The organism is Staphylococcus argensis, assembly GCF_002902305.1.
Taxonomy (GTDB): Bacteria; Bacillota; Bacilli; order Staphylococcales; family Staphylococcaceae; genus Staphylococcus; species Staphylococcus argensis.
In genome coordinates, this window is the sequence record NZ_PPPX01000001.1 from 422099 (window position 1) to 435908 (window position 13810).

Annotated in this window: 8 protein-coding genes and 2 pseudogenes; 7 read left to right on the forward strand and 3 right to left on the reverse strand. The window is 39.9% G+C overall.

All coding sequences use genetic code 11. The features are described from left to right. Nucleotides 1–219: 219 nt before the first annotated feature. The 4 genes and pseudogenes from CD039_RS02230 to CD039_RS02245 all read left to right on the forward strand — a co-directional run bounded on the left by CD039_RS02230 (nt 220) and on the right by CD039_RS02245 (nt 6125). Nucleotides 220–1353 carry an NADH-dependent flavin oxidoreductase gene (locus CD039_RS02230; protein WP_103370946.1) on the forward strand — a complete coding sequence of 378 codons (1134 nt, stop codon included), beginning with the start codon at nt 220–222 and terminating at the stop codon, nt 1351–1353. A 354-nt stretch (nt 1354–1707) separates the two neighbouring features. After that, a pseudogene (gene pruA / locus CD039_RS02235) lies at nt 1708–3252 on the forward strand (L-glutamate gamma-semialdehyde dehydrogenase). A gap of 193 nt (nt 3253–3445) precedes the next feature. Continuing rightward, nucleotides 3446–4638 (forward strand): annotated as a pseudogene (locus CD039_RS02240) (ornithine--oxo-acid transaminase). A gap of 242 nt (nt 4639–4880) precedes the next feature. Next, the gene (locus CD039_RS02245; protein ID WP_002472277.1) at nt 4881–6125 is read left to right on the forward strand and encodes a Glu/Leu/Phe/Val family dehydrogenase; all 1245 of its coding nucleotides are present in this window, start codon (nt 4881–4883) and stop codon (nt 6123–6125) included. 435 nt (nt 6126–6560) lie between these two features. Here CD039_RS02245 and argF read toward each other — a convergent pair whose 3' ends face one another. From argF to CD039_RS02260, 3 genes are read right to left on the reverse strand one after another with little or no spacing between them, the layout of a single operon-like run. Further along, nucleotides 6561–7568: an ornithine carbamoyltransferase gene (argF, locus tag CD039_RS02250; protein ID WP_103370947.1), complete on the reverse strand. Its 1008-nt coding sequence runs from the start codon at nt 7566–7568 to the stop codon at nt 6561–6563. A 26-nt stretch (nt 7569–7594) separates the two neighbouring features. Continuing rightward, the gene (gene argH / locus CD039_RS02255) at nt 7595–8968 is read right to left on the reverse strand and encodes an argininosuccinate lyase (RefSeq protein WP_103370948.1); all 1374 of its coding nucleotides are present in this window, start codon (nt 8966–8968) and stop codon (nt 7595–7597) included. Next, a complete protein-coding gene (locus CD039_RS02260) occupies nt 8961–10163 on the reverse strand; it encodes an argininosuccinate synthase (RefSeq protein WP_103370949.1) in 1203 nt (400 codons plus the stop codon). Before CD039_RS02260 ends, argH begins: the two co-directional genes overlap by 8 nt. 324 nt (nt 10164–10487) lie before the next feature. Between CD039_RS02260 and CD039_RS02265 the strand changes: the two genes are divergently transcribed. The 3 genes from CD039_RS02265 (at nt 10488) to lepB (CD039_RS02275) (ending at nt 13734) form a co-directional block, all read left to right on the forward strand. Beyond that, nucleotides 10488–11819: a glucose-6-phosphate isomerase gene (locus CD039_RS02265; protein WP_103370950.1), complete on the forward strand. Its 1332-nt coding sequence runs from the start codon at nt 10488–10490 to the stop codon at nt 11817–11819. Nucleotides 11820–12626: 807 nt separating this feature from the next. Then, a complete protein-coding gene (gene lepB, locus CD039_RS02270; protein WP_103370951.1) occupies nt 12627–13154 on the forward strand; it encodes a signal peptidase I in 528 nt (175 codons plus the stop codon). Between the two features lie 10 nt (nt 13155–13164). Further along, a complete protein-coding gene (gene lepB / locus CD039_RS02275; protein ID WP_103370952.1) occupies nt 13165–13734 on the forward strand; it encodes a signal peptidase I in 570 nt (189 codons plus the stop codon). Nucleotides 13735–13810 lie beyond the last annotated feature (76 nt).

The following is a 13810-nucleotide window of genomic DNA, read 5'->3' on the forward strand; positions in this document are numbered from 1 at the left end:
TTTGAATTGGCTTAGAAAATAAGTGCAATTGTACTAAACATAGATTGTATGATGTTCAGATTAATACTGATAAAGCATTTGACTTCCTCACTCAATGAAAGTTCTTATTCCATTACTATAAAGAACATATCTATCGATTAAGCAAATCAGTTAACGGGTATAGGTGTATCAGTTAGAATGTATGCACATGAATATAAATAACGAGATGGAGGTCTCATAATGGATCAAAAGTTTCAACCTTTATTCGAATCATTAACATTCCCAAACCAAACTGAAATACGAAATCGCTTTGTACTCGCTCCACTTACGCATGTTTCTTCTAATGATGATGGTTCAATTTCTGATGTCGAAATTGATTACATGCGTCAACGCTCTAAAGATGTTGGCCTAGCTATCAGCGCAGCAAGTAATGTCAATGATGTAGGGAAAGCTTTCCCTGGGCAACCATCAGTAGCACATGACTCAAATATGGATGGTTTAAAACGCCTTGCTCAAGCAATGAAAGAGAATGGTGCTAAAGCCATTGTTCAAATCCATCATGGTGGGGCACAAGCTTTACCACAACTCACTCCAGATGGTGATGTTGTAGCACCTTCTGAGATGGATCTTAAAAGTTTCGGTGATCCGAAAGAACATCATGCACGTCCAATTACAGAAGAAGAAATCGAACAGACGATCAAAGACTTTGGCGAAGCAACGCGTCGTGTGATTGAAGCAGGATTTGATGGTGTCGAAATTCATGGTGCGAACCACTATCTCATTCATCAATTTGTTTCAACATATTATAACCGTCGAAATGACAAATGGGGCGAAGATCGTTTGTTATTCCCAATGCGTGTTGTCGACGAAGTAACACAAACAGTGCAACAATATGCAGATGAGAAATTTATCGTAGGTTATCGTTTCTCACCTGAAGAACCTGAATCTCCAGGAATTTCAATGGAAATCACAGAACAACTAGTGAAAGCGCTCGTTGAGAAACCTTTAGATTATCTTCACGCATCATTAATGGACATTGAATCTCCAACACGTGAAGGTAAGTACAAAGATATTCAGCGTGTTGAACTCTTGCATAAATGGATAGACGGTAAGATGCCACTCATCGGTATCGGTTCAATCTTCACAGCAGAAGATGCGTTGAAAGCCATCCAATCAGGTAATGTTGAGCTCATCGCGTTAGGTAGAGAAATTCTCTTAGACTATCAATTTATTGAGAAGATTAAAGATGGTCGGACAGATGAGATAATTTCACAATATGATCCTGAGCGTGAAGACCGTCATAACTTACCTCCGAAATTATGGAAGCAGTTTGATGATGGATTCTATCCACTTCCTCGTACGGACGGCAAGTAGTTTGCAGGTAAAATAAGTTCTAAATACCCCCGCAGTATTTCAAATTCAATGCTACGGGGGTAATGTTATGCATAAATTTCTCAAATACTCTCATGTTAATAATGCCATTCACGACAAGTTTCCGAATTTGAGAAATTCAGCGCTATTCTTCCAAGAATAAAACAATACAAACGCATTATCGTCACTTATATCGATAGCTAAGTGCCTCCAACTGAACTTTTCCAATATTTTACAACTCTACAACCCAGCTCAAATTGAATTTCAGCCCTCTATAAGTATTATCTTGTTGTTTTACACGAATCATGTCATTATATATGTAAGGGTTTTCAAAATACAACAGAGGGGGATTCAACTATGATTCCATACAAACACGAACCTTTTACAGATTTCAGCAACAAAGACAATATCGAAGCGTATTACCAAGCTTTAGCCAAGGTAGAACAAGAGCTTGGACAAACGTACCCTTTGATTATTAATGGTGAACGTATCTTCACTGACGACACGACGCGTTCTTACAATCCATCGAATCGCGAAGAGACGATTGGCTATGTATCGAAAGCCACTCAAGAACATGCGAAACAAGCGGTAGAAGCGGCGAAAGAAGCGTTCGAAACTTGGCGTAATGTTGCACCGTAAACGCGTGCGAACATTCTCTTCAGAGCTGCCGCGATTACTAGACGCCGTAAGCATGAATTCTCTGCACTACTCACTAAAGAAGGCGGTAAACCTTGGAAAGAAGCGGATGCAGATACTGCAGAAGCGATTGACTTTATGGAATACTACGGACGTGAAATGTTGCGTTTGAAAGATGGTAAGCCTGTCGAAAGTCGTCCAGGTGAATTCAACCAATATGATTATCTACCGATTGGCGTGAGCGTTGTCATTTCACCGTGGAACTTTGCGTTAGCGATTATGGCAGGGACTACAGTAGCACCAGTGGTTACAGGTAACACAGTCTTACTCAAACCGTCGTCCAACACACCAGTCGTTTCCTATAAATTTATGGAAGTACTTGAAGAAGCAGGATTACCGAAAGGTGTCGTTAACTGGATTCCAGGCTCATCTGCCGACATCGGTGATTTCCTAGTTGAACATAAAGATGTAGAATTGATTTCATTTACTGGCTCTAAACGTGTCGGCACAGATATTATGCAATGGGCTGCACAGATTCAGGACGGTCAATATCATATGAAACGCGTCATCGCTGAAATGGGTGGTAAAGACACAATCGTTGTCGATGATGAGGCAAACTTAGATACTGCGACCGATGCGATTATCCATTCGGCATTTGGTTTCTCTGGTCAGAAATGTTCAGCTTGTTCACGTGTCATTGCAGTAGAGGGTATCTATGATGAGTTAGTTAAACGTGTAGCGGCACGTACTGAACAATTAACGGTAGGAGATGCGAGCGATTATCATAACTTTATGGGTCCAGTGATTGATCAGAAATCATTAGATAAGATTAAAGATTATATTGAAATTGGTAAAGAAGAAGGCCGTTTAGTGATTGGAGGCCATACTGAAGAAACAGTGGGTAACTTCGTACATCCGACTGTCTTTGCAGATCTCGCGCACGATTCTCGCGTGATGCAAGAAGAAATCTTTGGACCACTTGTTGGCTTTGCGAAAGCACAAGACTTCGATCAAGCGATTGAATTTGCGAATGCGACGGAATATGGTTTAACAGGTGCAGTGATTTCAAATAATCGCATGAAACTTGAACAAGCACGTCGCGATTTCAAAGTAGGTAACCTATATTTTAACAGAGGATGTACAGGTGCGGTTGTAGGTTATCAGCCGTTTGGTGGCTTTAAAATGTCCGGTACTGACTCGAAAGCAGGCGGCCCAGATTATCTCGTTCTTCACATGCAAGGCCGTACTGTGTCCGAACACTTATAATATTTTTTAGATTTTTCAAAATTCATGAACCTCACGCGCGCCAAGCATCAACGGATATTGACTCAATATAATGTTAAATAAGAGTAAACTTATTTTTATAAAATAGTTTCAGTTATGCACTAAATAAGTTATGCTAAGGATAACTAATCAATTAGGATTTATTTCCTAAAAATATATACAAAGGGGAGATATCATGACAAAAACAGAAGAAATCATTGAAAAAACAAATCATTATGGTGCGCATAACTACGTACCACTACCAATCGTCATTTCTGAAGCTGAAGGGGTATGGGTGAAAGACCCTGAAGGTAATAAATACATGGATATGTTATCTGCATATTCAGCTGTAAACCAAGGTCATAGACACCCTAAGATCATTCAAGCGTTGAAAGATCAAGCTGAGAAAGCAACACTCTATCACGTGCATTCCACAGTGATAACTTAGGTGACTGGTATGAAAAGATTTGTAAATTAGCAGGTAAAGAGAAAGCATTACCAATGAACACTGGTGCTGAAGCGGTAGAAACTGCATTGAAAGCAGCACGTCGTTGGGCTTATGAGAAGAAACAAATTGAACCAGACAAAGCTGAAATCATCGCGTTCAATGGTAACTTCCACGGTCGTACAATGGCGCCAGTTTCACTTTCTTCTGAAAAAGAATATCAACGTGGTTACGGTCCATTATTAGATGGTTTCCGTAAAGTAGACTTCGGTGATATCGAACAAGTGAAACAAGCTATCAACGAAAATACTGCAGCAGTGCTTATCGAACCTATACAAGGTGAAGCAGGTATCAACGTACCGCCAGAAGGTTACTTGAAAGAAATCAGAGAACTCTGTGATGAACACAATGTATTATTCATTGCTGACGAAATTCAAGCAGGTCTTTGCCGTTCAGGTAAACTCTTCGCTACAGACTGGGATGACGTGAAACCAGACGTTTACATCTTAGGTAAAGCATTAGGTGGCGGCGTGCTTCCTATTTCAGTCGTGCTCGCTGATGAAGAAGTATTAGGCGTATTCACTCCAGGCTCTCATGGTTCAACATTCGGCGGTAACCCACTCGCTTGTGCAGTATCAATGGCTGCGATCGACGTGCTTATCGATGAAGACTTAGCAGGTCGTTCAAGAGAGTTAGGTGAATACTTCAAAGCTGAATTAGAAAAAATTGATAATCCAGTGATTAAAGAAGTGAGAGGTCGCGGATTATTCATCGGTATCGAATTACATGAAAGTGCAAGACCTTACTGTGAACGCTTAAAAGAAGAAGGTCTTTTATGTAAAGAAACACATGACACTGTTATCCGTTTCGCACCACCACTTATCATTTCTAAAGAAGAATTAGACTTCGCTATTGATAAAGTGAAGAAAGTCTTTGCACAATAATACTTCTGAACGAGAATTCTAGTTATTGAGTTCAAAATAGTATCATTTTCTAACATCAGGCTGTGGCAATGATAAAGATTAAGTGATAAAAATGCCTCTGAAATTGTAGTTTTGACGTGCGATTTCAGAGGTAGAACAACTTAATTCGTTTGTCTACAGTCTGAGTCTTTAAAAAGCTATAACTTATGTTACAATTACCATGAAAGCGAAATCATTGTTACGAAAAAGAGGCGAAATGAATCATGACTGAAAATAATAATTTAGTGACTTCTACGCAACAAATTATTAAAGAAGCATTGCATAAATTAGGTTTTGACGATGGTATGTATGACTTAATTAAAGAACCTTTAAGATTCTTACAAGTCCGTATACCTGTACGCATGGACGATGGCTCTGTAAAGACTTTTACTGGTTATCGTGCACAGCATAATGACGCTGTTGGTCCAACTAAAGGTGGGGTACGTTTCCACCCAGACGTTGACGAAGAAGAAGTTAAAGCACTTTCAATGTGGATGACATTGAAATGTGGAATTGTTGACTTACCATACGGCGGTGGTAAAGGCGGTATCATCTGTGACCCACGTGAAATGAGTATTCATGAGGTTGAACGTCTATCTCGTGGTTACGTACGTGCGATTTCACAATTCGTAGGACCTACGAAAGACATCCCAGCACCAGACGTATTTACAAACTCTCAAATCATGGCATGGATGATGGACGAATATAGTTCACTAGATAAATTTAATTCACCAGGATTCATCACAGGTAAACCAATTGTACTCGGCGGTTCTCAAGGCCGTGACCGTTCAACTGCATTGGGCGTAGTCATCGCAATTGAACAAGCGGCGAAACGTAGAGGTAGAGAAATCAAAGACTCTCGCGTCGTTATTCAAGGTTTCGGTAACGCAGGTAGTTTCTTAGCTAAGTTCTTATATGACTTAGGTGCTAAGATTGTAGGTATTTCAGATGCTTACGGTGCGTTACATGATCCAGAAGGCTTAGATATTGATTATCTACTCGATCGTAGAGACAGCTTCGGTACAGTAACAAACTTATTTGACGACACTATTTCTAATAAAGAATTATTTGAAATTGATTGCGATATCTTAGTTCCAGCAGCAATCGCAAACCAAATCACAGCGGACAATGCGAACGATATTAAAGCGGATATCGTTGTTGAAGCTGCCAATGGTCCAACAACACCTGAAGCAACACGTATCTTAACTGAACGTGACGTATTACTCGTACCAGACGTGTTAGCGAGTGCAGGTGGCGTAACAGTATCTTACTTCGAATGGGTTCAGAACAACCAAGGTTATTACTGGTCAGAAGACGAAGTTAATGAAAAAATGCGTGAAAAATTAACAACTGCATTTGATACTATCTATGAATTGTCTCAAAACCGTAAGATTGATATGCGTTTAGCAGCTTATATCGTTGGTCTTAAACGTACTGCTGAAGCTGCACGTTACCGTGGTTGGGCGTAAGCTTTAACTCTAGACTATAACTTTCAATATATATGAAAAAGGTTCAACTTGAAGAGTGATTTTCAAGTTGAACCTTTTGTCGTATTCAGGTGAAAAAATTAATTTATATTGTAACGTAAGTGTTCGAGGGAGTGAGACAGAAATCTCCGATTTCGTTGTCTCACCCCCGCAAGGCTGTCTAGTACTTGAGACAGCGCTAGCTATCACAAGTGCAGGCAGCTACTGCGAAATTGTAAAAATAGGACAAATAGAATCTGAGTTATTCTTTCTACGATAATAAGATAATGCACAGAAATCTATGATTTCGTTGTGCTTCCCCCGCAAGGGTGTCTAGGCTTCATAAAAGCGAAAGCCATTATGAAGTCAGACAACTACTGCGCTTTCTTTGGAACAGCATAGATTGAACGTTCATCTCACGAAGCCACTCCACCGTGCTTATCCCATCGTAGCCAAGATGACTGCTTTGATCGTATGCAAGCGATTCTCCGCTTGATCAAAGACTTTTGAACTGTCGCTATAGAAGACTTGATCTGTAACTTCCATTTCTTCAATTCCGTATTTCTGCGCAATTTCTTGACCATATGTCGTCTCTGTATTGTGAAAGGCGGGAAGACAATGTAAGAAGATCGTGTCATTTTTACCCGTAGCTTGAAGTAACTCATCGTTCACTTGATAAGCTTGCAACATATCAAGACGTTCTTCGAAATGTTCTTCCTCACCCATAGACACCAAGACGTCAGTGTATAAGACGTCAGCCTGTTTCACAGCTGAGTGCGGGTCAGTCATAATAGAGACCTCAGAATCATGTTGTTCAGCAAATTGACGCGCTAACTCAATCGTTTCAGTGTCCGGCTGAAGCGCTGTAGGAGCGCAGATACGAATATTTACACCCAATATTGCTGCGGCAATCATTAATGAGCGTGCTACGTTGTTACGACCGTCACCGAGGTACGTTACTGTGAGGTCTTCTAACGTATTGAAATGCTCTTTGATTGTCATGAAATCAGCGAGTGATTGTGTAGGGTGCCATTCATTCGTAAGGCCGTTCCAAACTGGGATACCGCCATACTTCGCAAGTGTTTCGACATTGGTATGCGCAAACCCACGATAGGCGATACCGTCGAAGAGACGACCGAGTACAAGCGCGGTGTCTCTAATTGATTCTTTCTGACCCAATTGAAGGTCGTTCTTATTTAAATATTCTACGTTCGCGCCGAGATCATTGGCTGCTACTGTAAAGGCAGCACGGGTACGCGTTGAACTCTTCTCAAAGATCAAGGCGATATTTTTATTCTGAAGATAATTGTGCGGCTCACCGTCTTGTTTCTGCTGTTTCAAATCAATCGCCATGTCGATTAAACGATTTAAATCTTCTTGAGTATAATCACTTTCTTTCAAGAACGATTGGCCTTGTAAGTTAAGGTGAGTTGGAATGTCAGACATCATCATCCCCCTTTCTATAACATAGATTACATATTCGCTTTGATATGTTCGAGTTGTTGACGTACAGCTTCTTGGCCAGTAGAACCGTAGCTTGTACGACGTTTCACACAACTTTCAGGTCTTAAATAATCATAGATATCGCTTTCGATAGCAGGATGTGCTTGTTGATATTCTTCAAGCGGTACATCGAGTAAATAGATACCTTGTTGCGTACATGATAGGACGATTTGGCCCACGATTTCATGCGCTTTACGGAATGGCACATCTTTAGAAACGAGATAGTCGGCAAGTTCTGTTGCGTTTGAAAAGTCGTGAGTGACTTCATCTTGTAAATGCTCGACATTCACTGTCATTGTGCTCAACATGCCTTCAAAGATACGTAAACTACCTTTGATAGTGCGCACAGCATCAAATAAGCCTTCTTTATCTTCTTGCATATCTTTATTGTAGGCGAGAGGGAGACCTTTTAAAGTCACGAGCATGCTCATGAGATGACCTGTCGTTCTACCTACTTTACCTCTAATGAGTTCTGCCATATCTGGATTCTTCTTCTGAGGCATAATCGATGACCCTGTAGAGAATGCATCAGAAAGTGTGACGAATTTCGCTTCTTCACTAGACCAGAAGATGATTTCTTCAGCAAAACGTGAGAGGTGTACCATCGTCAAGGAAATGTTGTGTAATGTTTCTACAATGTAGTCACGGTCACTAACAGCATCGAGACTATTTTCATACAATGAACCGAAATCAAGCAGTTCTTGTGTACGGTGACGGTCGATAGGGTAAGTTGTACCGCTCAAGGCCGCTGCACCGAGTGGAGACATATCGATACGTGCTAAACTATCTTCGAAACGACTATAGTCACGCTGTAACATCCAATAATAAGTGAGGATGTGATGTGCGAATGAGATAGGTTGTGCACGTTGAAGATGTGTATAACCTGGCATAATCGTTTCTACATGCTGATCGGCAATATTAACGATAGTGTGTTGTAATTTACGTACCATCTCCATGATGGCTTGGACTTCTGTCTTCGTATATAAGTGCATATCTGTGGCAATTTGGTCGTTTCTGCTACGTCCGGTATGCAGACGTCCGCCAGCTTCACCTATACGTTGAATGAGCTCGTGTTCAATATTGAGATGGATGTCTTCAAGACTGACATCCCAAGACATCTTGCCATCATGATAATCTTTCTGAATGCCTTTGAGACCTTCAATAATCGCTTGGCTATCTTCTTCTGTGATGATGCCTTGTTCGGCTAACATCGTGGCATGTGCAATACTGCCTTCAACGTCATAGTCAATTAAAGTTTGGTCGAAATGGATGGACGCGTTAAACGCATCCACCCATTCCTCAGGTGTTTCACTAAATCTGCCACCCCAAGCTTTCTTACTCATTGCTATAACCTCCGTGCAACATTGAGTTCACTTGTGTTGGTAAGCCGAAGATATCGATAAAGCCAACTGCTGCTTCTTGGTTAAAGGCATCGTCTTTAGTGTAAGTTGCTAATTTTTCATTATATAAAGTGTAAGGAGATTGACGACCATTTACTGTCACATTACCTTTGTAAAGTTTCACACGTACATCACCAGTCACGTAAGTTTGTGTACTGTCGATGAAGAGTTTCAAGCTGTCACTTAATGGTGAGAACCATAAGCCATTGTAGATTTGTTCAGAGAATTGTTTCTCAATGACTGGTTTAAAATGCGCAACGTCTTTCGTTAACGTAATTGTTTCTAACGCTCTGTGTGCAGTTTGGATGACTTCTGCTGCTGGTGTTTCGTAAACCTCTCTTGATTTAATACCTACGAGACGGTTCTCAACATGGTCGATTCTACCTACACCATGTTTACCAGCAACTTTGTTTAAGTGAAGAATCATTTCAGTTAATGACATCTTCTTGTCGTTAAGTGATACAGGTAAGCCTTCTTCAAAGTGAATTACGATTTCTTCCGCTTCGTCTGGTGCATCTTCTGGCGCGTTTGTTAAGTCGAATGCATCTTCTGGTGGAGCTGCATATGGATCTTCAAGGATACCGCATTCGTTTGCTCTGCCCCATAAGTTCTGGTCGATAGAGTATGGAGAATCTTGTTCAATTGGTAATGGAATATCATGTTTCTTCGCATACTCGATTTCTTCTTCACGGCTCCAACCCCATTCTCTTACTGGCGCGAACGCTTTCAAGTTAGGGTTAAGTGCTTTGATTGCCACTTCGAAACGTACTTGGTCGTTACCTTTACCTGTACAACCATGTGCGATACCGATCGCGTTTGTTTTTTCTGCAATTTCTACAAGTTTTTTAGAAATCAATGGACGAGATAATGCAGATACGAGTGGGTACGTATTTTCATATTGTAAGTTACCTTTGATGGCATAACTTACATAGTCCTCAGTAAATTCTTCTGTCGCATCGATGATATGACATTCAACAGCGCCCATGTCTAATGCTTTTTGATGTACAACGTCGAGATCTTTACCTTCCCCAACGTCTAAACAACATGCAACTACGTCATAACCTTTCTCGATTAACCAATGTACTGCTACGCTTGTATCTAAACCACCTGAATACGCTAATACAATTTTATCTTTCATGTCGAACACCTCGTTTATTAATTTTCTGAATATGATAGTTCTTATCATAGCAGATAAAATGCGTTTTGAAAACCATAAATATACAAAAACTTGCATAAATAAATTATACAACGCTACCTGTTTCGATAATGACAGTGGTTGTGTAGGTTTAATTTTATATGAAATGCATAAAAGAAGGTATATATTTATAAAATATACAGTGATATTCATTAGCATACATAAAGATGGAAGTGCGGAACCAATAGGGCGGTAGATAACTCATTTGAATCGGCCACTTAAACTTAGTAAAATATATTTGTAATTAAAAACTCAGGAGGCAGTTTAATGACTCATATTCAATTAGATTACGGTAAGACTTTGGAATTCTTCGGAGAGCACGAATTAGAACAACAGAAAGATAATGTTAAAGCAATTCACCAAACAATTCATAACGGGTCTGGCGCTGGCAGTGACTTCTTAGGCTGGTTAGATCTTCCTGTGGATTATGACAAAGAAGAGTTTAAACGTATCGTTGAAGCGGCAAAACGCGTGAAAGACCATTCAGATGTCTTCGTCGTGATTGGCATCGGTGGTTCATATTTAGGTGCACGTGCAGCAATCGAAATGTTAACTTCTTCTTTCAGAAATAGTACAGAATATCCTGAAATCGTCTTTGTAGGAAACCATTTATCTTCATCTTATACGCACGAGTTAATCCAATACTTAGATGGTAAAGATTTCTCAGTGAATGTGATTTCTAAATCAGGTACGACGACAGAACCTGCTGTATCATTCCGATTATTTAAACAGTTACTCGAAGATAAATATGGTAAAGAGGAAGCGAAAGAACGTATCTTTGCGACTACGGATAAAGAGAAAGGTGCTTTGAAACAGTTAGCGACAAACGAAGGCTATGAAACATTCGTTGTACCTGATGATGTGGGTGGTCGTTATTCAGTTCTTACAGCAGTAGGCCTTTTACCTATAGCGGTAGCAGGCATCGATGTGGAAGCGATGATGCAAGGGGCTGCGAAAGCACGTGAAGAACTCTCATCAGATGAGTTAGAGCACAACATTGCATATCAATATGCGACAATCCGTAATATCCTTTATACGAAAGGTTACACAACAGAAATGTTGATCAACTACGAACCATCACTATCTTATTTCAATGAGTGGTGGAAACAGTTGTACGGTGAGTCAGAAGGTAAAGACTACAAAGGTATCTATCCTTCAAGTGCAAACTACACTACAGACTTACACTCTTTAGGCCAATACGTTCAAGAAGGACGCCGTTTCTTGTTTGAAACTGTATTGAAAGTTGATACGCCTAAACATGATATTAAGATTGAAGAAGATCCAGACGACTTAGATGGCTTAAACTATTTAGCTGGTAAAACGATGGACGAAGTGAATACGAAAGCGTTCGAAGGTACATTGCTCGCTCACACTGATGGCGGCGTGCCTAACTTAGTTGTTCGCGTACCTCGTCTAGATGCTGAAACGTTCGGCTATCTCGTTTACTTCTTCGAATTAGCGTGTGCGATGAGTGGCTATCAATTAGGTGTAAATCCATTTAACCAACCAGGTGTGGAAGCGTATAAACAAAATATGTTTGCGTTGTTAGGTAAGCCTGGTTATGAGGATAAAAAAGAAGCGTTGGAAAAACGTTTATAATTTAAGTGTGATGACCCGCGGATGATTAATGTCTGCGGGTTTTGTTTTGTGATGAAGTATTGTATGTTTCTGACATGTAATATGTTAATGCCTTATTCTAATATGCAATACTGCGTATTGGGGGTGGTGACGCTTTCCGCAGGCATGGCTTGAGCCTGTAGTCTCAAGACTCATGCTTTTCCTGCAGGAGTCGCACCATCCCCCTTAACTTGTATTGTGTGAGTACGTAGAGAAAGAGATTTGTACATTAATACGAATTAACTTCTTAGATAAATCAAAAACAAGATTAAGTTAAATTTTTGAGTGAATTTTCAATGTGTACTCGAGACGCTTGATGGAACTAGACCACAACGAAAATCCATTCTTAGAGCTCTTAGAGCGAAAAGAATTAGTTGAGTGTGGTCCCATAAGCAAGCGAGAGTTTTAACATTGAGAATTAATAAGTTTTAATTTTGTTCCAGACCTTAAAACATTCCACGTTCAACGAGACTTTTTCTTTTATTATAAGAGTTAAAGCTAGTGTTTCTATTTGATTAGCAGTACTGGACTTTGGGGGAGAAGCACAGAAATCTATGATTTCGTAGTGCTTCCCCCGCGAGGATGAATAGAGTTTGAGAAAGCGAGGTGCCTTCTCGAATTCAGTCAGCTATCGCGAACGCTCAACTCATTTCATTTTTCTACATCTCGCGACTGATTTATCTGAGATTCAGATGTAATATTTTTCATTATATGGCTCGCATTTTATAATAGAGAAGAAGTTATGACAGTAGAACTTAAATATGAACGTTCTACTTAAGGGGTTGTGCAATGCCTAGAATACTAAAACATTTGATTTCTCTTGTTATAGCAATTATTATTGTAATGTTGATTCAGACATTTCTCGTCAGAGGCTACGTGGTGCAAGATAAAGCGATGCAACCGACGTTGTCTCCAGAAGACCGCGTAATCATTAACAAAGTAAATACGATGTTTAATCGACTTCATGGCGGCGATGTGATACTGTATCGACAATATGGGCAACTACATATAAGTCGTATTATCGGGCAACCTGGAGAGACGATTGAGTTTAAGAAAGGGCAGTTATATCGTAACGATCAACAAGTCGATGAACCCTATGCGACTCAAGGGCAGATTAAACATTTAGAGTTGCGACATGTGAAAGGGTCTGAAGGCGATATCGTGCCGCCAGATGCTTATTTCGTATTGAATGATCAACGCAATAATCAAAGCGATTCTAGAACATACGGTTATATACAACATTCAGACATTATCGGTCATGTGAGTTTTAGGTATTATCCGCTACAACGCATGACTTGGCAATTTAAAGGAGATTGAGGTGTAGAACGTGAAGAAAGAAATTAAAGAGTGGATTATAGCGATAGCGATTGCAGTCATCCTTATCGTAGTAATCACTAAATTTGTTGGTAAATCTTATACGGTTCGTGGTGATTCGATGTATCCAACTTTAAAGGATGGAGAGCGCGTTATCGTCAATATCGCAGGTGTTAAAATGGGTCATCTTGAGAAAGGTAATGTCATCATTTTCCATTCTCAAGAGAAAGATGATTATGTGAAACGTATTATCGGTACACCAGGCGATAAAGTGGAATATAAGAAAGACCAACTATACATCAATGGTAAAAAAGTGAAAGAGCCTTACTTGGATTACAACGAAAAACACAAACACATACATTATATTACTTCCGAAGACTGGAGTACGAAAGAAATCAACAACGGTAAGGCTGAAATTCCTAAAGGTAAACTTCTTGTATTAGGGGATAACCGTGAAGTAAGTAAAGATAGTCGTTCTTTCGGTTTAATCGATAAAGATAAAGTGGTTGGTAAAGTCGCACTACGTTATTGGCCATTTAGTCAATGGAAAGCGAATTTCAATCCAGATACAAAATATGAATAATTAAGCAACTACTCCATAATTTCAAGTTATGGGGTAGTTTTTCGTATCTATGGTTTGAGTACGCTAATTTCACATT